Source organism: Fundidesulfovibrio butyratiphilus (assembly GCF_054657235.1).
Window position 1 is genome coordinate 295,387 of record NZ_BAAHXA010000001.1, and the last position, 19,017, is coordinate 314,403.

At 61.7% G+C, this 19,017-nt stretch carries 17 protein-coding genes; 10 read left to right on the forward strand and 7 right to left on the reverse strand.

Annotated features, from left to right (window positions below):
* Positions 1–89: 89 nt before the first annotated feature.
* From ACYQ01_RS01400 to ACYQ01_RS01415, 4 genes are all read right to left on the reverse strand, one after another.
* Complete coding sequence (locus tag ACYQ01_RS01400; protein ID WP_459932048.1) at positions 90–962, reverse strand: substrate-binding domain-containing protein; 873 nt, start codon at positions 960–962, stop codon at positions 90–92.
* Positions 963–965: 3 nt separating this feature from the next.
* Entirely contained in the window at positions 966–2,144 is a 1,179-nt protein-coding gene (locus ACYQ01_RS01405) for an alginate O-acetyltransferase AlgX-related protein (RefSeq protein WP_459932049.1), read from the reverse strand.
* Between the two features lie 11 nt (positions 2,145–2,155).
* Positions 2,156–2,851, reverse strand: coding sequence for a nicotinate (nicotinamide) nucleotide adenylyltransferase (nadD, locus tag ACYQ01_RS01410; protein ID WP_459932050.1), 696 nt, complete (start codon positions 2,849–2,851; stop codon positions 2,156–2,158).
* Positions 2,852–3,000: 149 nt separating this feature from the next.
* Positions 3,001–4,260: a glutamate-5-semialdehyde dehydrogenase gene (locus ACYQ01_RS01415; RefSeq protein ID WP_459932051.1), complete on the reverse strand. Its 1,260-nt coding sequence runs from the start codon at positions 4,258–4,260 to the stop codon at positions 3,001–3,003.
* A 200-nt stretch (positions 4,261–4,460) separates the two neighbouring features.
* Here ACYQ01_RS01415 and ACYQ01_RS01420 point away from each other — a divergent pair, with 200 nt between their 5' ends.
* Genes ACYQ01_RS01420 through ACYQ01_RS01435 form a run of 4 tightly spaced genes read left to right on the forward strand, consistent with a single transcriptional unit; the run spans position 4,461 to position 9,108 of the window.
* Positions 4,461–5,090, forward strand: a complete 630-nt coding sequence (locus ACYQ01_RS01420; RefSeq protein WP_459932052.1) for a tetratricopeptide repeat protein — start codon at positions 4,461–4,463, stop codon at positions 5,088–5,090.
* Between the two features lie 17 nt (positions 5,091–5,107).
* Entirely contained in the window at positions 5,108–6,952 is a 1,845-nt protein-coding gene (gene iorA, locus ACYQ01_RS01425; RefSeq protein WP_459932053.1) for an indolepyruvate ferredoxin oxidoreductase subunit alpha, read from the forward strand.
* Positions 6,952–7,539 (forward strand): indolepyruvate oxidoreductase subunit beta, encoded by a 588-nt coding sequence (locus tag ACYQ01_RS01430; protein WP_459932054.1) that lies wholly within the window; start codon positions 6,952–6,954, stop codon positions 7,537–7,539. Before iorA ends, ACYQ01_RS01430 begins: the two co-directional genes overlap by 1 nt.
* Positions 7,540–7,554: 15 nt before the next feature.
* Positions 7,555–9,108: a sigma 54-interacting transcriptional regulator gene (locus ACYQ01_RS01435; protein WP_459932055.1), complete on the forward strand. Its 1,554-nt coding sequence runs from the start codon at positions 7,555–7,557 to the stop codon at positions 9,106–9,108.
* A gap of 322 nt (positions 9,109–9,430) precedes the next feature.
* On the opposite strand, the gene ACYQ01_RS01440 is transcribed toward ACYQ01_RS01435, so the two are convergent.
* A complete protein-coding gene (locus ACYQ01_RS01440) occupies positions 9,431–9,760 on the reverse strand; it encodes a hypothetical protein (protein WP_459932056.1) in 330 nt (109 codons plus the stop codon).
* Positions 9,761–9,941: 181 nt separating this feature from the next.
* Between ACYQ01_RS01440 and ACYQ01_RS01445 the strand changes: the two genes are divergently transcribed.
* Positions 9,942–11,531 carry a phosphoenolpyruvate carboxykinase (ATP) gene (locus ACYQ01_RS01445; RefSeq protein WP_459932057.1) on the forward strand — a complete coding sequence of 530 codons (1,590 nt, stop codon included), beginning with the start codon at positions 9,942–9,944 and terminating at the stop codon, positions 11,529–11,531.
* 105 nt (positions 11,532–11,636) lie between these two features.
* Here the strand turns inward: ACYQ01_RS01445 and ACYQ01_RS01450 are convergent, their stop codons facing one another.
* Positions 11,637–12,428 carry an enoyl-CoA hydratase/isomerase family protein gene (locus ACYQ01_RS01450; RefSeq protein ID WP_459932058.1) on the reverse strand — a complete coding sequence of 264 codons (792 nt, stop codon included), beginning with the start codon at positions 12,426–12,428 and terminating at the stop codon, positions 11,637–11,639.
* A gap of 207 nt (positions 12,429–12,635) precedes the next feature.
* Entirely contained in the window at positions 12,636–13,607 is a 972-nt protein-coding gene (locus ACYQ01_RS01455; protein ID WP_459932059.1) for a deoxyhypusine synthase family protein, read from the reverse strand.
* A gap of 367 nt (positions 13,608–13,974) precedes the next feature.
* Between ACYQ01_RS01455 and ACYQ01_RS01460 the strand changes: the two genes are divergently transcribed.
* The 5 genes from ACYQ01_RS01460 to ACYQ01_RS01480 all read left to right on the forward strand — a co-directional run bounded on the left by ACYQ01_RS01460 (position 13,975) and on the right by ACYQ01_RS01480 (position 18,950).
* The gene (locus ACYQ01_RS01460; RefSeq protein ID WP_459932060.1) at positions 13,975–14,475 is read left to right on the forward strand and encodes a cyclic nucleotide-binding domain-containing protein; all 501 of its coding nucleotides are present in this window, start codon (positions 13,975–13,977) and stop codon (positions 14,473–14,475) included.
* Positions 14,476–14,659: 184 nt separating this feature from the next.
* Positions 14,660–16,105, forward strand: coding sequence for a menaquinone biosynthesis decarboxylase (locus ACYQ01_RS01465; RefSeq protein WP_459932061.1), 1,446 nt, complete (start codon positions 14,660–14,662; stop codon positions 16,103–16,105).
* A gap of 409 nt (positions 16,106–16,514) precedes the next feature.
* Positions 16,515–17,765 carry a tyrosine-type recombinase/integrase gene (locus tag ACYQ01_RS01470; RefSeq protein ID WP_459932062.1) on the forward strand — a complete coding sequence of 417 codons (1,251 nt, stop codon included), beginning with the start codon at positions 16,515–16,517 and terminating at the stop codon, positions 17,763–17,765.
* Positions 17,766–17,925: 160 nt separating this feature from the next.
* Positions 17,926–18,522, forward strand: coding sequence for a hypothetical protein (locus ACYQ01_RS01475; protein ID WP_459932063.1), 597 nt, complete (start codon positions 17,926–17,928; stop codon positions 18,520–18,522).
* A 104-nt stretch (positions 18,523–18,626) separates the two neighbouring features.
* A complete protein-coding gene (locus ACYQ01_RS01480; RefSeq protein ID WP_459932064.1) occupies positions 18,627–18,950 on the forward strand; it encodes a hypothetical protein in 324 nt (107 codons plus the stop codon).
* The last annotated feature ends 67 nt before the right edge of the window (positions 18,951–19,017 follow it).

Sequence of the window (19,017 nt, forward strand, 5' to 3'; positions counted from 1 at the left end):
CGTGGGGCTTCTTCGTGGGGGGTGCGTCCGCATTTTTTCTCTGTGCAACCGTGTACGAATTTTCGGGGGGGGTTGTAAAGCGTCGGCCTTCATTGCCCGGTGAAAAGCCCTTCGGGGGTATCCACGCCGAGCAGGCTCGGTTGCGCGGGTTTTTTGGCCAGGGGCACGTACCCCGCGTCCTCGACCAGGCGCTGTCCTTCCTTCCCGAGCGCCAGGTCCAGAAAAGCCCGCGTCAATTCCGAGGGATTTTCCTCGCTCACCATGCGCAGCAGGCGGTAGACGCGGTACTTTCCGGAGCGAAAGTTTTCAAGGCTGGGCTCCACGCCGTCCAGACGCAGGGGTTTGGTGGCGGCGTCCAGGGCGCGCACGCTTAAGATCCCCAGGATGTCCCTGTTGCGCGTGAGGTTGAGACGAAGCGCGGACTGGCTGGTCAGCTTGGGCAGGGTGTCGTGTCCCGCGCCCGGGCCGTCGCTCACCGAGGCGTCCACGATAGCCGGCAGCACGAACTCCTTGCGGCCGCCGATTTCGCTCCAGAGGTGCACCCGGCCGGTAAACAGGTCACGCGCCTGGGCCACGCTCACGTCGCTGACCGGATTGATCGGGTTGACCGCCAGGGCCACCGGGTCCACCGCGTATGCGGTAATGAGAAACCGCCCCTGGGAGGACAGCGAGGCCAGGGGCACGCGTTCGAACATGGCCAACTGGGCCGCGCCCGTGTGCACACGGGAAATCGCCGCTCCCATGGGGCACGGCGTTATCACCACCTTCACGTCGGGGTAGGCGTCCATCACTTTTTGGGCCAACTGGCGCACCACGACCAAGCCCGGTTCGCAGCCCACTATGCGCAGCTCCCCGGAAAGTCCGGCGAAGGCGTCGACCCCGGAGGCGCTCCCGCGTTCCGGCGCACACAGCACCCCCGCGAGACACAGGAAAAGGACCAGGAGAAAACGATGTCCGCGCATGGCCTACTCCTCATCTCCTTGCCCGGGGGCTATGGGCACGAGGAACCGCTCGGCTATTTCCTCGACCACCACGTCGGGCTTCTCCCGTTCGATGAGCGCCTTGTCGAACACGTGCGGTCCGCTTTTCCGCCAGGGCTTGACCCAGACGTAGACTGCGCGGCTGAAGTGCTCGCCGACAAAGGGCATGATTTCCCAGAAAAAGGAGTCATGAAAAAACACGACTTTGGGCAACCTGGGGTCGTCCACCCGCGACGCCTGAGGCGGCTGGAAGAAGCGTGGATTTTCGTAGTCGATGCTCACGCCGCGCGCCCGATAGGGATGCTTGGGCAGAAGGTACATGCGATCTTCGGTCATCACGTCCTGTAGGCCCATCATGTTGGAGAGGTCGCCCCCCAGGAACGTGTAGCGCTCCAGGAAGAAGTTCTCCCGCTTCATGGGGACCAGGGCGGGAAACGTCTTGCCGAGACGCCGGATGAGGGCCTGGTAGCTGACGAAGGCCCCCACGGAATTCCAGTGGCTGTCGGTGAAGTAGTAGACCCTTTCCTTTTGCTTGGCTTCGAGAAGCGGCACGCGCAGGTCGATGACGTTGACCCCGGCGCGCACGCTCAAGTGGTCCACGATCTGGTCGATACGGGCCAAGCTGCCCACCTGGGCGTAGGCGGACGGCAGATGTTCGGGATAGATGGTCTCCTTGTTGGGAGCCACGGCCACCAAGTAGGCGATTCCGCGTGCGGCCAGCCACTCCTGGCGCTCCTTGAGCACCTTGGCCACGGCGTCCATCTTGTCTTCGGGAATGGGCCGCGCCGCGCGGTGCTCGTCCATGACGTTGCGCCCCCGGTCCTTGGCCAGGTAGAGCCAACCGTCGCGTCCCACCACAACCGGGCTCCCGCCCGACATGGAGCCGAAAATGCGGGCCGAATAGTAGTTGTGCCAGCGGATCAGGGTGCCGCGAAAGGGAAAGTGCTTGTCCAACCATCCCTGTCGCAGGATGGTGGTGAATCCGGCAAGGGTTTTCAGGCTCCATTCGAATTCGGGCAGCTTCACCTCGTGCGCCTCCCCCAAGGAGCTCCGCCCCGAATCCAGGGCCGCCACCTGGGCGACCATGGGGAAAAACAGCAGCAGGCAAAACACCAGGACCGTAGTCGCGGCCGCGACGTGTCTGCCTTTGGTCTCTTGATTCACAAAGGGCGTCCTTAAGAAGGCTGATCGTGTTGCGTCAGGTTCCGGGCGGGTTGTTTCCAGGCAAGCAGGACCTCGGAACGCGACGCTTCCAGCCGGCGTTCAACGGTCGCCGGCAGCAGATAGCGCAGGCAGGCCCCGCGCGCAAAGCGCTCTCGTATGAAGGAGGCGCTGATGTCAAGACGGGGAACCTCCACCAGAACGAGTTCGTTGCCGCCGGAAAAGCGCCAGCGCCCTCGCCCCTGCGCGACCAAGCCCATCTCCGGGGTTTTTTCGATATACTCGCCCACCTCCCGCGCGCCCAGGCTGTCCCGGCTGGAAACGGCCAGGTTGGCTTGGCCGCCGAGTTCCAGTCCGCGCTTCCACAGATGCAGGCAGAGCAGGTCGCCGGCTCCCATGATGAAATACCAGGCCACCCCCGGACGCGTACGGTTCAGGTGTTCCAGGGTGTCCCAGGTGTAGGACGGTCCCGATCGTTCGGCTTCCACGGGGTTGGCCACGAGCCCGGGCAGGTCGTCCAGGGCCGCCTCCAATAGTTCGAGACGCAGGAAAAAGGGCAACATGCCTTCTCCCGTCTTGTGGGGCGGGCGCGCGGCCGGAAGGTATTCCACCGCGTCCAGGCCCAGGGCTTCGAGCATTTCGAGCCCCAGGCGCACGTGCCCCACGTGCACCGGATTGAAGGTGCCGCCCAGGAGGCCTATGCGCCGCACGACGCCTCGCCGCGCCGACCGACACGGGGGCGCTTCGGCCGGACCGCCGCCTTTGCGAAGCGCACGGACCGTCCAGGCCGGACCGCGCCCGAGGGCCGGACGCCGTGGACTCGGCCGGGGAAAAGGGGTTCCCGCGCCATGGGCCGGGCCTAGGCCCTGGTCTGCCCCTGTCCGAAGACCACGAACTTCTGGCTGGTCAGCTCCTTGAGCCCCATGGGACCGTAGGCGTGCAGCTTGGAGGTGCTGATGCCGATCTCGGCCCCGAGACCCAACTCGCCGCCGTCATTGAACCGCGTGGAGCAGTTGATGCCCACCATGGAGGCGTCGGCCTCGCGCAAGAAGCGCATGGCCCGGCCATGATCGCTGGTCAGGATGCACTCCGTGTGGTTCGACGAATGGGCCGCGATGTGTTCGAGGGCCTGGTTCATGTCCTTGACCTGGCGCACGGCCAGGATCAGATCGAGAAATTCGCGCCCCCAGTCGTCTTCGGCCGCGGGAGTCGCCGCGGGTCCCAGAAGCGGAAGCGAGGCGGGACAGGCATGCATCCGCACGCCTTCGCGCTCCAGGGCCTGTCCGATCGCCGGGAGGAACTCGCCGGCCACGTCCTGATGCACGAGCAGGCATTCCAGGGCGTTGCACACGCCGGGGCGCTGACATTTGGCGTTTAGGATGATGTCGACGGCCCGCTTGAGGTCCGCTCCCTTGTCAACGAAAATGTGGCACACGCCTTTGTAGTGCTTGAGCACGGGCATGGTGGCCGCCTCGGCCACGGAACGAATGAGCCCTTCGCCTCCGCGGGGGATCATCACGTCGATGTATTCGTCAAGCTTGCACAGGATGGGCACGGCCGCCCGGTCGATCAACGGCACGAGCTGCGCGGCCTTGGGAGGCAAGCCGGCCCGTTCCAACGCCTTGGACAGAAGCCCGGCCAGGGCCATGTTGGAATGAAAGGCTTCGGACCCGCCGCGCAGGATGGCGGCGTTGCCGGACTTGAGGCACAAAATGGCCGAGTCCACGGTGACGTTGGGACGCGATTCGTAGATCATGCACACCACGCCCAAGGGGATGCGCATCCGGCCCACCATGAGTCCGTTGGGACGCTGCCACATGGATTCTATGGCCCCCACGGGATCTTCCATGCCGGCCACGTGCCGGCAGGCGTCGGCCATGGAGGCCATGGTCTTCTCGGTCAAGGTGAGCCGGTCGAGCATGGCCGGCTCCATGCCGGCGGCCTTGGCCGCCTCGATGTCGCGGGCGTTGGCGGCCAAAACGGCCTGGCCGTTTTCGATCAACAGGTCGGCCAAAAGGGTAAGGGCCCGATTCTTGGCCTCGCCGGGCGCTTTGGCCATCTGGCGGCCGGCCTGTCTGGCGGCCTGGGCCAGGGCGGTCATTTCTGCTTGCAAGCTCATCGCAGCCTCCGAATTCTTCTGGAAAACCCATTGAAAGTAGTCCGCGGGAGGCCTGAAAGTCAACGCCGGCCGAGTCGGACCCACGGCTTTGACAGCATCGGGAGTTTAAGTGTAAACACCGGAGCTTTCGGAATGATAAACCTTACCCGGCGTAACGCCCCGTCCCAACCGCTGAACCAAATCCTCTATAGAGAGCCTGTATGACGGACATAAACATTCCCCAGTATCAATCTTCCGGTGACTCCGACCATTTCCTTTTCACCCATTGGCGGGTGATTGTCGCCTTGATCGTGGCGGTGATCGTGGCCGTGGCGGCATTCACCTGGTATCGGCACATGCAGGCCCAGGCCAAGCTCAAGGCCGAAAACGAGCTCGGCGTCATCATCGTCGGCAAGACCGGCTCCGAACGCATGCAGGCCCTGGAAGCCTTCGCCAAGACCGCGCCGGCCTCCATCAAGGACGCCGTGAATCTCGAAATCGCCCGCACCGCCGTGGAGCAGCGCGACTTCGCCAAGAGCGCCCAGGCCTTCAACGCCCTGGCTTTGGCCGCGCCGGAGGGCATGAGCACCCTGGCCGGCATCGGTCAGGCCACCTCCCTGGCCCAGGCTGGGGACAAGGCCCAGGCCGTGAAACAACTCTTCGATCTCATGTCCAAGGCTCCGAAAACGTTTCAGCCCGTCGTGGCCAGACAGCTGGCCGCCGTGGCCGAAGACGCCAAAATGTATAAAGAGGCCCTGGCGGCCTACGAACGTCTCCTGGAAGCCGTCTCCGGAGGCAACAAGTCGTTCTACGAGTCCAAGGTCGCCAGCTTGAAAGCGCAACTCAAATAGTTCGCAAAGGAAAAGACATGGCAAGCCCCCTGCTCGCCGACACTCCCGGCGAGACCCTGCTGCTGCTTGGCAACGAAGCCATCGTTCGCGGCGCCCTTGAGGGCGGCGTGGGCTTCGTGAGTTGTTATCCGGGCACGCCCTCTTCCGAGGTCCCGGACACCTTCTTTCGGCTCGGCCCCGAAGGTGACTACCACTTCGAATACTGCCCCAACGAAAAGGTAGCCCTCGAAGTAGGCGCCGGAGCGGCCCTGGGCGGCCTGCGCACCCTGGTAACGATGAAGCACGTCGGCGTGAACGTTGCCGCCGACCCCCTGCTCACCCTGACCTACACCACGGCTCCGGCCGGCCTGGTGCTGCTTTCGGCCGACGATCCGGGCTGCCATTCCAGTCAGAACGAGCAGGACAACCGCTACTACGCCCGACTGGCCGGCATGCCCTGTTTCGAGCCGTCCTCGGCCCAGGAGTGCGCGGACATGGCCCGCGAGGCCCTGAACCTCTCCGCCCGCACCGGTCAGCCCGCTCTGTTGCGCACCACCACCCGAGTCAATCATCTGCGCGGTCCGGTGAAACTTTCGCCCCTGCCCAAGGAAAAACCCTTCACCCCCTTTGAGCGCAAGCCCCAGCAGTACGTTCCCCTGCCGGCCAACTCGCGCCTCATGCATGTGCGGCTGCTCGAACGGCTGAAAACCCTGGAGGAAGAAGCCTGCAAGTCGCCGTTCAACACGATCAGCGGCGAGGGTGCGTTCGGCGTGGTGGCTTCGAGCATCTGCCGGGCCTACCTCAAGGACGCCCTGGTCGAGGAAGGCCTGGAAGGCAAGGTCAAGGTGCTCGACCTGGGCATGAGCTATCCCATGCCCGACGCCCTGCTTCTGCGTTTTCTCGAAGGCCTGGACACCGTGCTCGTGCTCGAGGAACTCGAACCCCTGGTCGAAGAACACATCCGGGCCCTGCTGCAAAAAAACGGCAAGACTCTCAAGGTGCTGGGCAAGGGCGACATCCTGACCAAGCGCGACGAATATTCCACCGTGCTGGTGCGCCGCGCCCTGCGCGCCGCCCTGGACATGCCCGACCTCACGCCGGAACACGCCCCGGCCCCGGCTGGCCTGGCCATGCGTCCGCCCAACCTGTGCCCGGGCTGCCCGCACCGGGCCTCGTACTACGCGGTGCGCGAGGTGTTCGGCGACAACGCCTTCTACTCCTCCGACATCGGCTGCTACACCCTGGGCTTTCTGCCCCCCTTCAAGGCGGCGGACTTCCTGGTATGCATGGGATCGAGCGTCTCCACCGGCAGCGGCTTCGCCACGGCCAGCGGCAAGACCACCATCGGGTTCATCGGCGACTCCACGTTCTTCCATTCCGGCGTGACCGGACTGGTCAACGCGGTGTTCAACGACCATGACATCCTGCTGATCATTCTCGACAACCGCACCACGGCCATGACCGGACACCAGCCCAACCCCGGCGTGGATCATTCGAGCATGGGAGAAAATCCCCGCAAGATCGAGATTCTCCCCCTGGTCGAAGCCTGCGGCGTGAAAAAGGTCATCAAGGTCAATCCGCTCAACCGCAAGGCCGCCATCAAGGCCCTGGAAGAGATGAAAGACATCAAGGGACCGCGCGTCATCATTTTCGAAGAGCCGTGTCCCATCCACGAAATGCACGTCAAGGGCAAGGGCAAGCCCCAGGCGGCGAGCGTCGCGTCCGACGCCGGCGAAGGTTGCTTGAGCGTTCTGAACACCCTGGCCTGTCCGGCTTTTCTGAAGGAAGGAAACCAGGTGCGCGTGGACGACGAACTGTGCTCGGGCTGCATGTACTGTCTGCAACTCGACAAGTCTTTCAAGACCAAGAAGCGGGGTGCGTAATGCAGCGTTCACGGATATTCTTCACCGGCGTGGGCGGACAGGGAACCCTCACGGCCACCAAGCTGGTGGCCCTGACCGCCCTGGACGAAGGGCTTCCCCTCACTTCGGGCGAAATTCACGGCATGGCCCAGCGCGGCGGCGTGGTGGAGTCCACGGTGCTCGTGGGGTATGCCAGCCCCAAAATCACCTACGGCGAGGCCGACGTGCTTCTCGGCTTCGAGTTGCTCGAGACCCTGCGCGCCTTGTGCTACCTGAAGCCGGGCGGACGCATCGTGGCCAACTCCGAGGCGTTGCCGCCCCTTTCCGTCGCCATGGGACAGGCCCCCTATCCCACCTTGGACGAAGTGCGCGACGCGGCCTCCAAGTATACGAGCAACATCGTGTTCGCGCCCTGTCGCAGCCTGGCCGAAAAGGCCGGCTCTCCCCAGAGCGCCAATACCGTGCTGCTCGGTGCCGCCTGCGCGGCCGGCGCTTTGCCTTTCGGGATTGAGGCGCTCAAGCGTTCCGTCGGCAAATACCTGAAAAAAAACCTGGCAGAGGCCAATCTCCTGGCGCTTGACCTGGGCGCGAAAGCGGCCCTCATCTAAGTATGCGGATACAGAGTGGACTTCTATTCGACGACTGAATCTTCTCCCAAGTTTCTCGCGGCCCTGACGGGTCTGCTCGGTGCCTGCGCGCCGGGCCGGCCCGCCAGGGACGCCCTGGAAACCATGCTGGCCCGCTTGGTGGAAACCATGGGGTACAACCGGGCCTACCTGGAATTGCTCGACGTGCCCGGTCCGGGACAGCGACTTTCGCTCTCCCAGGGCCGCCAAGTGCTCTTCGACTACCTGCAGGGTCCCGGCCCCCTGGTGACAGGGCAGATCATTGGCGCTCGCCAACCCATGATCATCGAGAACCTGAAGGATCATCCCGATTTTTTCGGACGCACCGTCAAGGACCAGGAGGAACTCGCCCTGGTCTGCGTGCCCGTTTTCGACGCCGTAAGCCAGGGCGGCGCCCCGCGCCAGGCCCTGGGCGCGCTGTGCGCCGACATGCCCAAGGCGCCGCCGGTCTTTCTCGAACGCCAGCGCGAATTCCTGAGCGTCGCCGCCGAGGTGTTCTGTCACGCCGCCCTGCGCTACCGGGAAGAGGCCGCCAAGCCCAAACTCCGAGTCAGACAGGAGGCCGAAAGCCAGAGCGAACCCGCGCCCTTGCCCAAGGCCGTGGCCGTCTCCAAGAGCATGCGGCTGGCCCTGCGCCAGGTGGAACAGGCCGCTCCCGGCGATTCGCCCGTGCTCCTGTTGGGCGAAGAAGGCGTGGGCAAGCAGTTTCTGGCCCATGTGCTGCATGCCGAAGGACCGCGCCGCAAAAAGACGTTTTTGCATCTTGCCTGCGCCGCCGAACCGCAGGAAGCCGTGGATCGGGCCTTTTTCGGCGTGAGCAAGGGCGATGTTTCGCGCTCCAGCCACTCCAAGCGGGGCGTCTTCGAATTGGCCCAGGGCGGCACCGTGTTCTTCGAGGACATCGAGGCCCTTTCCCTGTCCGCCCAGGAAGGTCTGTTGCGCTTTTTGCAAGAAGGCCTGGTGCAGCGTTTGGGGGCCACGGACCCTCAGAGTTTCGACACCCGGGTCGTGGCGTCAAGCAAGGCCAATCTCGAAGAGCTCATGAACCAGGGCGCGTTTCTCGAAGACCTGTTCTATGCCCTGAACGTGCTGGCCATCTACGTTCCGCCGCTTCGCGACCGCACGGCGGACATCCTGCCCCTGGCCGAATCCTTTCTCTTGGAGTTTTCCCAGACCACGGGCAAGCCTTTCAAGCGCATCTCCACGCCGGCCATCGACCTGATCAATCAATACCACTGGCCGGACAATGTGATCGAACTACGTTCCTGCATGGAGCGCGCCTTCGACCAGTGCGAAGACGGGGTTATCCGCGCCTATCATCTCCCCCCGACCCTTCAGACGGCGGAAAGCTCCAATACGGAACCCACCTTGTCGTTTAGCGAGGCCGTGGACCAGTTCGAAAAGGAACTGCTCATCGAAGCCCTGAAAAAAGCCAAGGGCAACATGTTCCAGGCCGCGCAGGACCTGCGCGACAGCTACCGCATCGTCAACTACAAGGTGAAAAAGCACGGCATCGACCCCAAGCGATTCACCGCGAGCAAGCGGCGGTAGAAGCGACGGAGCCTCCGGGACCGGAGGCGAAGCGTCTCACCGTCTCCCCGCGACGGCGAAGGCCCTCCGGCCAGGTCTTTCCTGGCCGGAGGGCCTTCGCGTTGATGCGGGCGCCATGACGGGTTTCATCGCTCGCCACAAGACGCCGTGACGAATCCCGGGGGGCTGTTTCGGGCTCCCCGGGCGGGCGGGAATCAGGACACGCGACACCCCGCCGGCGCGTCCGCTCGGACGTTCAGGCGGCCGCGCATCGCAACACACACGCCCGTGAAACTCCCTGCAAGGCCCCGGGGCGAGCCAGCGGCCGGCCTTGACTCCGGGTCTATTGGCAATAGCTCATGGCCCGGCAGATCTGGTCCAGGCTTTCGCCTTTGGCTCGACGATGTTTTATGGCCTTGACCATCTTCGGGCCGTAGGTGGCGTAGAATTTCGTGCAGGCTTCCCGGTCGCCGGGAGGCAGCAGGGCGCACTGGTGCGAGGCGTCCACCACCACTTGCCCATCCCCCGGAGCGGAGGCGTCGATCAGACTCAAAAAGAGCTGGCAGGCGGTGCATTCCAGATAATTTGTTTGCGCCCGGGAGGTTCCGGGGATGACCAGAAAAATCGCCAGCCAGAGGGCGACAAGCACAAGCATGGAGCGAAAAGCGCGCATGGCGTGTCCTTTTTTCATGAAGATGGGGCCGTGGAGCCACGGCTTCGGTCGGTTTACGGAATGGCGCGCCCCTTGGCAAGCCCGGCCCTGCGACGCCGCAAGGCCAAGGAAACGCTTGGTTTCGGGAAAATTTCACGGTATCTTGTGTAATCAGTTTCAACTCTGAAAAAAGGCATACCTAATGAATATGTTCGATCAGTTCGTGAGCGCCGCGAACTCAATATTCAAATCGGCCATAGACGACGAACGGATGTTTCAAAATCCCAATCCGGAACGTCTGCGCAAGATGACCTTGGAAGAACCGGGCGTACGCGAAACGGTCTACGGCAACCTCGTGGTGCCCACGGAACCGACATCGCGAGCCAAGCCCTTCACGAAAAACAATATAGACGACTCCTTTGGCCAAGCCGAATTGGACCTGTTGCACCAGGCCAAGGCCAGGCTCGCCAAAGCGCGCGTCATCTGCCTGGACGTGCTGGTTCGGCAGGAGCAGTTTCCCGTGACCGCCCGTCTCATCGTTCCCCGGCGCTTCGCCCACTTGGCGTACGGCGGACTCAAACTGTTCGGACCTCCGCTCAACAACGTGCAGGCCCCTACCTATCAGGTGGTTTTCTTTGATGACGAAGCCTTTGCCGGCAACGCGGACAAGCCGCTTCCCGAAAAGGACATCACCATTCGCCTGGCGTTTTCCGATGACGGGCGAATGGTCAAGTTCGTTCGCAATTCGAACTACCTGGGGGAATGGAAAAAAGGCATCTTCGCCGGGGAAGACTTTCGCGCCAAGAAAAACGGCGCGGGCATTTTCCTGCACGCCGGGTGCCGCAGCGACACCATGGAAATGGTCAACGGCGACATGCGCTCCCAGAGTTCGCTTTTCGTGGCCCTGTCGGCCAACGGCAAGACCTCGTTGACCTGCAAGGTGCTGGCGCGCAAGGCCGGAGAGGAGTCCTGGCTGGTGCAGGACGACGGAGGCATTCTGCGTCGCGACGGGTCGTTCGCCGGGTTCGAGCAGGGCGGCATCTACGCCAAGACCGACGGCCTGAGCCCCAACGAACAGATCGAAACCTATTACGCCTCGCTCAAGCCCGGAGCCTACCTGGAAAACGTGCACGTGGACGACTCGGGCCGCCTCGATTTCTTCAATATCGAGCGGACATCCAACGGCCGGGGCGTGCTGCGCCGCGACGACTTCATGCACTGCTGCCCGAGTATCGACACGGGCACGGTGGACAATCTTTTCCTCATCACACGGGGCAACACGGTGCCGGCGGTTTCCCGGCTCACGCCGCATCAGGCCACGGCCTTCATGGTGCTGGGCCAGTCCATGGAATCCTCGGCCGGCGATCCCACCCAGGCCGGCAAGATCAAGAACGTCTTTTTTTACGACCCCTTCCTGGCCGGCGACCGGGTTGCCCACGCCCATTTGTTTCACTCCATCCTGCGGGCCAATCCCCACATCCACTGCTACCTGCTCAACACCGGCGGGGTCGGCGAAGGCGAACACCACCACAAGATCGGTCTGGCCGACACTGTGAGCATCCTGGATGCCATCCTGCGCGGGGACGTGGCAGAATGGGTGGAGCAGGAAGCCACAGGCCTTTCCGTGCCCAAGTCCATGGCCGGGGTGGACTCCCTGCTCTTCCATCCCGACCGGCTCTATTCGAAAAATGATTTCGAAGCCCGGCAGCAGGCCCTGTTCGCCAAGCGGCGTGAGATCCTGCTCTCCTTTCCCGGGCTCGACCCCGAAGTGGTGCATTCCATCAAGAAATAGATCACACCCCCTCCCGAAACAAAGGGCCGCTCCCATCCGGGGCGGCCCTTGTTTTTCATGGCCAGCGCGTCGGCAAATCGGCGCGGCAAGGGAAAGGACGCGACACTAGCGACCGACGAACACGGCCTTGCGCTTTTCCGCGAAGGCCTTCACGCCTTCCAGACCGTCCTCGGTGAGGCTCATCGCCGCGATGGTGCGGGCTTCGCGCTCCATTTGCGATTCCAGGCTGTCGTTTGCCGAAAGCAGGACCAGCTTTTTCACCGCGCCAAAGGTCTTGGTCGGTCCCTGGGCCAGCTTGGCGGCCAGGGCTTCCACTTCGGGGATGAGGTCCAGGGGAGCCACCACCTTGTTGACGAGCCCCCAGTCCAGCGCCTGACGGGCGGTGATGACCTGGTTGGTCAAATACATTTCCATGGCCCGGCGCACGCCGATCAGGCGTGAAAGATAATAGGTGTTGGAACCGTCGGGCGTGTAACCGATCTGGGTGTAGGCGCTGGTGAATTTGGCGGCGTCGGAAGCCACGGCCAAGTCGCAGAAGGCCACGAGGCTCAGGCCCGCGCCGGCGGCCACGCCGTTCACCGCGGCGATCAGCGGAGGGTTCATCCAGGCCAGGCGGGACACGGCCAGGTGCAGGTAGCCGGTCACTTCCTTGAGCAGCACGTCCACGGTTTTGGGATTGGCCGCAAAGGACGGCACGTCGCCCCCGGCGCAGAAGGCCTTGTCGCCCGCTCCGGTCAGCACTGCCGCGCGCACGCCGGGATCGGATCCGCAAATGTTGGCCACATGGGCCAGTTCGCGGGCGCATTCCAGGTTGATGGAGTTGAACGCATCAGGTCGATTGAGCGTGATCCAGGCTACGCCCGCGCGCACTTCGTATCCCACCGTCTGAAAATCCATACGCTTCTCCTTCGTCCTCGGTTGTCGCATGCCAATAAGACGCCATTGCCAGGTCGAGATTGTTTCTAGCGGAACGGTTCGATCCGTCGATACGGTTTCTAACCACAAACGCGCGAGCCCGGCAATGCGTCAGCCCTGGCCAAAGAAAAAGGGTCCGCTCCCCCGAAGGAAAGCGGACCCCGCGTGCGTGTGACGCAAGGAAAGACGCTATTCGCCCAGCACGTAGCTGAAGATGAGCGGAGCCACGATGGCCGCGTCGGAATTGATCATGAACCGCGGGGTGTCGACGTCGAGCTTGCCCCAGGTGATCTTTTCGTTGGGCACCGCGCCGGAGTAGGAGCCGTAGGACGTGGTGGAGTCGCCAATCTGGGCGAAATAGGCCCAAAACGGCGTGTTCTCGATCCTCAGATCCTGAATGAGCATGGGAACCACGCAAATCGGGAAATCGCCGGCAATACCGCCGCCGATCTGGAAGAAACCGATCGGGGACTTTTGTTTGCCCATTTCCGTATACCATTTGGCCAGGAGCTCCATCTGCTCGGTGCCGGTGCGCAGGGCGCGATGATTCTTGATGTTCCCGCGCATGACCTCGGCGCAGAAGATGTTGCCGAGCGTGGAGTCTTCCCAGCCGGGAGTGTAGATGGTCAGGCCCTTTTCCTTGGCGGCAAGCACCCAGGACCGCTCGGGGGGAATCTGATAATGGCTCTCGACGCCGGGCTGGTCGAGCAATTCGTACATGAATTCAAAGGGAAACTTCGGGGTGTTTTTTTCCGCGGCATCCTTCCAGAGCTCCACGATCCGGGCCTGAACCTGACGCATGATGCCTTCGGGAATGCAGGTGTCCGTCACCCGGTTGAAGCCCGCGTCATAGAGGGCCTTTTCGGCTTCGGGAGAAAGGTCGCGGTATTCGGGGACCATTTTGTATTCATTGTGATTGAAGAGGTTGAAGAGATCCTCTTCCAGGTTGGCGGCCGTGCAGCACACGGCATGCACCTTGTCTTCGCGAATCATTTTGGCCAGAATAATACCTATTTCAGCCGTGCTCATGGCGCCGGCCATGGAAAGAAACATTTTGCCCCCGCCGGCCAGAAGCTCTTTCCAGGCCTTGGCGGCGTCCAGGGTTTCACGGGCATTGAAATGCCTGAAATGCAGTTCCATGAAGTCGGAAATAGTGCTCATCATCGCTCCTGCGCCTTGGACAAATATCAAATAGGGCGCTGTAATCTTGTGGTGTTTGGCGCGACTTTATGGGGAGGGACTCCGGGCGCAAACCCGAAGACGATGCCGTGCATGAAATGAAACCTCAGCCGTAAAACGGACCTCTAGCAGACAAAACCGTCAGCCGTAAAGCCCGTTTCGCACATCCAACGCCGACCCCTTGCGCCCCAAGTCGCGCATGGTGCGCAAGGGGCTGGGCTCTGGCGGTTTGACTGCGCTTGTGGCATACTCCCAAGAGTCAGTTCCCGTCGTGCGAAAGGCGGACAAAGCCAGAGGCCCCGGTCGGCCGCATCCCCAGCGGGTTCGCCAGGCCGTGAGGAGGACGTTCATGACCGAACGCTACGGACCCGATCTGCTCTACGACCCCGAAATCGCCCCCAAGCTCATGGCCATGCTCGACCATTCCGCCTGGGCCGTGGATCTCGATGTGGAAGACGTGGAACACTTGGCCAAATACCTCTGCGTGCGCCGTTTTTCGGCCGGAGACACGATCTTCCACGAAGGCGACAACGAGGACTCCATGGCCATCATCCTGATGGGCACGGTGGAAATATCCAAACGCAACACGTCTCCCCAGGCCCAAGCCAAGCAACTGGTTCTTCTGGGGCCGGGAAGAGCCTTCGGGGAAATGGCCCTGATCCAAGGCCCTCCCCGTTCCGCCACGGCCAAAGCCAAGGACGACACCACCCTGCTGGTGCTCAGTCGGGCCTGTTACGACGTGCTCTGTCGGGAAAACAAGCCCCTGGCCCTCAAGTTCACCACGAACATCGCCCGTCTCATCAGTTTTCGCCTGCGCAACACCAGTGAACGGCTGGTGGAATACCTCTAGTGTTGCATCCTTAGAAAAACGACCTTACGCCACCACGCGTTGCGCGCCGGCGGTTTCGCGTGTAACGCCAACGTGCCGGTTTTCGGTTTCCGCGGAACTCCCCGGCCCTGCCGGACGGCTCACGGGCATTCGCGCGTCTTGCGTTCATCAGGCGGCCCGCCGCCCTATCCCCTTGGAGCAGAACATGGCCTACAAAGACCTGCAAGATTTCCTGAAGACCCTGGACAAAAAAGGCGAACTCAAACGCGTGGGCGTCGAACTCGACCCCTACCTGGAAATCGCCGAAGTCACCGACAGGGTGAGCAAAGGATTCGGCCCGGCAACGCTTTTCGAAAAGGTGAAAGGCTCACGCTTTCCCGTGCTGACCAACGCCTTCGGTTCCTATAAACGCATGCATCTGGCCCTGGAATGCGAAAGCCTCGACGCCTTGTCCGAGCATATAGAAACGTTTCTGGAAGTGAAAAAGCCCGGCGGCATCATCGACAAGCTCAAGTTGTTGCCCAAGCTGGCGCGCATGGCCAACATTTTCCCCAAGGCCGTGACGAGCGCCCCCTGCCAGGAAGTGGTTTACGAAGGCGACGCGGTGGATCTCTCCCTCATGCCCGTGCTGACCACGTGGCCCGAAGACGCCGGCCCGTTCATCACCCTGCCCCTGGTCATCACAAAGAATCCCCAGACGGGCATGCGCAACATGGGCATGTACCGCATGCAGGTTTTCGACAAGAACACCACCGGCATGCACTGGCACAAGCACAAGGGCGGAGCCTACCACTACTATTTGGCCGAGCGGATGGGGCAGCGGCTGCCCGTGGCCGTGGCCATCGGGGCCGACCCGGCCGTGACGTACGCGGCCACCGCCCCCATTCCGGACGAAATCGACGAACTGATCTTCGCCGGCTTTTTGCGGCAAAGTCCGGTGGAGGTGGTCAAGTGCCGCACCGTGGATCTGGAAGTGCCGGCCAACGCCCAGTTCGTGCTCGAAGGCTACGTCGATCCCGGCGAGCGCAGGCGCGAGGGACCTTTTGGCGATCACACGGGATACTACTCCCTGGCCGACGACTATCCGGTGTTCCACGTCACCGCCCTGACCCACCGGCGCGACGCCATCTATCCGGCCACTCTGGTGGGACCTCCGCCCATGGAAGACTGTTACATGGGCAAAGCCACCGAACGGCTTTTTCTGCCCCTGATCAAGAAACAGTTGCCCGAAGTGGTGGACATGAATCTGCCCCTGGAAGGGGTGTTCCACAATCTGTGCTTCGTTTCCATCGACAAGCGCTATCCGGGCCAGACCCGCAAGGTCATGTACGCCCTGTGGGGACTGGGACAGATGATGTTCACCAAGGTCATCGTCATCGTGGACAAGGACGTGAACGTGCAGAACACCTCCGAGGTGCTCTGGCGCCTGGGCAACAATGTGGACTGGCGGCGCGACGTGGTGATCGTGGAAGGCCCCACGGACGCCCTGGACCACGCCTCTCCCCTGCCCCACCTGGGCGGCAAGATCGGTATCGACGCCACCAAGAAAGGCCCGGAGGAAGGACACCATCGCGAGTGGCCCGACAGCCTGACCATGAGCGCGGACGTCAAGGCCAGAATCGACGGGCTGTGGTCCAGCCTGGGATTGTAGACGCACCAGATATTGTCGGCGCACCGGATTCGGTCCCCCTCTCCAACGCCGTTTGGCTGGAGGCGGGGGACTGCAAACAAAAAGGATCGAGAAGGCCCTACGTGTACGGCTTCTCGATCCTCTTGAAATGCCTTGGTAGGGAGGGGGACTCGAACCCCCAAGGCCTTGCGACCGGCGGATTTTGAGTCAACCAAAATGGCATTTTCAGGGGTTTCCCTGGTCATCCCGGAGACAGCCTAACAGCTTGACATGACATGACTTCGCCCCTATTCTCATTTTCACGGGATGAACAAGGATGATCCCGGCGGTGGGGACAGTGTGGGGACAGATTTCAACCGGCGGATTTTCAATCTCACATGGACCAGGGGCGCGGGACGAAGTGGGGACAGCCTGGGGACAGGAGGACGCTATGGGTGACAAGGGGACTCTGCCTTTCGTAACGAGCAGCAAATATCCGGGAGTCCGTTTCCGGCAGCACCCAAGCCGGAAGCACGGTGCCGTGCCTGATCGATATTTTGCCATCCGTTTTCAGGTGGATGGCCGGCGAATCGAAGAGGGGCTTGGCTGGTCCACGGAGGGCTGGACGGAGAAAAAGGCACTGGTCGAGATGGAGAAGCTCAAGACCGCCGCCCGGACCGGCGAAGGGCCTTCATCCCTCAGAGAGCGACGCGCCAGGGCGAAGGCGCAGCGCGAGGCCGAAGAGGCCGCCGTCGTCCAAGCCGAGAAGGACGCTCTGACCTTCGGTCAGTTTTTCGAGAACTCCTATCTGCCTCAGGAGAAGGCAGATGGGAAGGCCCCGCGATCGATCATTAGAGAGGAGCAGCTTTATCGAAAGTGGATTGCCCCTGTGATTGGAGCACGGCCCCTCAAAGAGATTTCGCCCTTCCACCTAGAGCGCATCAAGAAAAATGTCGCTGACGCCGGCCTCACGCCTCGGACGGGCCAGTACGTTTTGGCCATCACGCGCCAAACTTTCAACGCCGCCAGCCGGACAGGCGCTTTCTCCGGCGAAAGCCCCGTGACGAAGATCAAGATGCCGTCCGCGACCGGTAATGCCCGGACACGCTTTTTGACTTCGGAGGAAGCGGGCCGGCTCCTTGAGGCGCTTGGCGAAAGCAGAAGCCCGGACATGCACGACGTTGCCCTCTTGAGCCTCTATACGGGGTTGCGGTCTTCCGAGTGCTTCAAGCTGAGGTGGGCAGACGTGGACGTTGAGGGGCGAATCATCCATGTGATGGACCCGAAGAACAAGCATCCCCGTGCCGTTCCGATGCCCTCGAATGTTTCGCAAATGTTCGCACAACGATGTCCTACCCCGTGCGACCTCGGGGAACTTGTCTTTCCAAACAGCAAGGGTGAAGTTACAGCCTTCGTGAGCAACGCCTTCCGCGCAGCAGTGAATAAACTTGGACTTAATGACGGAATCACAGACCCGCGTCAAAAAGTTGTATTTCACACATTACGCCACACTTGTGCGTCTTGGATGGTTCAAAACGGCGTCCCACTCTTCACTGTAGGAAAAATCCTCGGGCATAAAACTATGACCATGACAGAGAGATACAGCCACCTTGCCCCGGACACGCTTAGAGCGGCAATTGACACACTCGAAAATGCGGGCGCAATAAAGTCGCCAACCGTTCTGAAATTCCAGACAAAATAGATAGTTGTCAGTTTCACGAGACAAAGACAGGCCGCCTTCGGGCGGCCTTTCTCATGGGCACATTTCAATGATTATCTGCAAAATTCAACGAAAATAGTTTATAGACATGCACAAAATCGTTGAATATGGTGAGGACATCAAAACAAAGGAGAGACCAGTAATGAAAATCCTCATTGATTTCGTCAACCTGGACCGACGCGACCCTGACGGCATCGCCGCCTTCTGCCGGGAGCACCGGCTTGCCCTGACCAAGCACGGTGAAGGCACGGGCCTCGACAGCTTTACAAAGACCAGACAGGCCCCCGGAATGTTCTATTTTTTCCATTCATCTCCCGTGGCCGAAATTTTTGGCGACCACGCCGTCCTTCCCGGAGACCCGCGTTGGGCCGAACTCGGACCGCTGATCCAGCGTTCCCAGGGCGAATACGCAGGGTTCCTCGAAAGCTGCATCGCCGGACGCCTGGACCTGGACTTCATCAACTCCCGCGTCGTGAGCAACAAGCCCGGCCTGGTCACTTTTCGGCCCGGAAAGACCGGCTGGACCCCTGAGCCGGACCTGTTCGGCAATTTCGATTCCATCGAAGACTTCATCGATTATTACGGAATCGTCGCCCCCCTCTGGCGTGGCGAGGGCGAAAGATTTTCCCGCGTGCGCCGGTGCAAGCAGTGCGGCAAGTTCTTTATCCCGGCCTCACTGAAGCGCGAATATTGTAGTGACAAGTGCCGAAACGAATTTCACTACCGCAACCAGCACTAAAACACACAAACGCTTTCATGTGCATTCAAAATCAGGAGGAGCCAAAAATGCTTAAACACCATTGGCCGCCCGGAGGGCGGCCCCATCATTGAGGACATTTCATTATGAGCGATTCTGAAATGAATTTTTCGGCTGAAGAACTTCTTGGAAGTCTTGCGAAGCGCTGGCCTTCGGCCATTGTCGCACGTTCCGCATTCGGTGAATTTTCCGGCGGGGCGATTTTGCCGAAGACCGTTGCAAACTGCGACGCAAGAGGCGAGGGGCCGGCGCAACGCGCCGTTGTCAATGGGAAGGTGGTCTACCCCGTCGAAAGCGCAATAGAATTCTTGCGTTCAAGGATGAAACCAGCCCCAAAAGATACAACTTCTGCCCAGGCCGCAATGCAAAAGAAACGCGTCCGGCGCGGGAGAAATTCCCATGAAGCCTAACAAATTGCGAAGCGCCGAAGCAGAATGGCTTTTCAGCCACATTAGGAACTTTCCCAAGCCATTTGTC

Coding starts and splice junctions, on each gene's coding strand:
- ACYQ01_RS01400 (WP_459932048.1), bottom strand. CDS start 962: ATGCGCGGACATCGTTTTCTCCTGGTCCTTTTCCTGTGTCTCGCGGGG.
- ACYQ01_RS01415 (WP_459932051.1), bottom strand. CDS start 4,260: ATGAGCTTGCAAGCAGAAATGACCGCCCTGGCCCAGGCCGCCAGACAG.
- ACYQ01_RS01420 (WP_459932052.1), top strand. CDS start 4,461: ATGACGGACATAAACATTCCCCAGTATCAATCTTCCGGTGACTCCGAC.
- iorA (WP_459932053.1), top strand. CDS start 5,108: ATGGCAAGCCCCCTGCTCGCCGACACTCCCGGCGAGACCCTGCTGCTG.
- ACYQ01_RS01430 (WP_459932054.1), top strand. CDS start 6,952: ATGCAGCGTTCACGGATATTCTTCACCGGCGTGGGCGGACAGGGAACC.
- ACYQ01_RS01440 (WP_459932056.1), bottom strand. CDS start 9,760: ATGCGCGCTTTTCGCTCCATGCTTGTGCTTGTCGCCCTCTGGCTGGCG.
- ACYQ01_RS01445 (WP_459932057.1), top strand. CDS start 9,942: ATGAATATGTTCGATCAGTTCGTGAGCGCCGCGAACTCAATATTCAAA.
- ACYQ01_RS01450 (WP_459932058.1), bottom strand. CDS start 12,428: ATGGATTTTCAGACGGTGGGATACGAAGTGCGCGCGGGCGTAGCCTGG.
- ACYQ01_RS01455 (WP_459932059.1), bottom strand. CDS start 13,607: ATGAGCACTATTTCCGACTTCATGGAACTGCATTTCAGGCATTTCAAT.
- ACYQ01_RS01460 (WP_459932060.1), top strand. CDS start 13,975: ATGACCGAACGCTACGGACCCGATCTGCTCTACGACCCCGAAATCGCC.
- ACYQ01_RS01465 (WP_459932061.1), top strand. CDS start 14,660: ATGGCCTACAAAGACCTGCAAGATTTCCTGAAGACCCTGGACAAAAAA.
- ACYQ01_RS01470 (WP_459932062.1), top strand. CDS start 16,515: ATGGGTGACAAGGGGACTCTGCCTTTCGTAACGAGCAGCAAATATCCG.
- ACYQ01_RS01475 (WP_459932063.1), top strand. CDS start 17,926: ATGAAAATCCTCATTGATTTCGTCAACCTGGACCGACGCGACCCTGAC.
- ACYQ01_RS01480 (WP_459932064.1), top strand. CDS start 18,627: ATGAGCGATTCTGAAATGAATTTTTCGGCTGAAGAACTTCTTGGAAGT.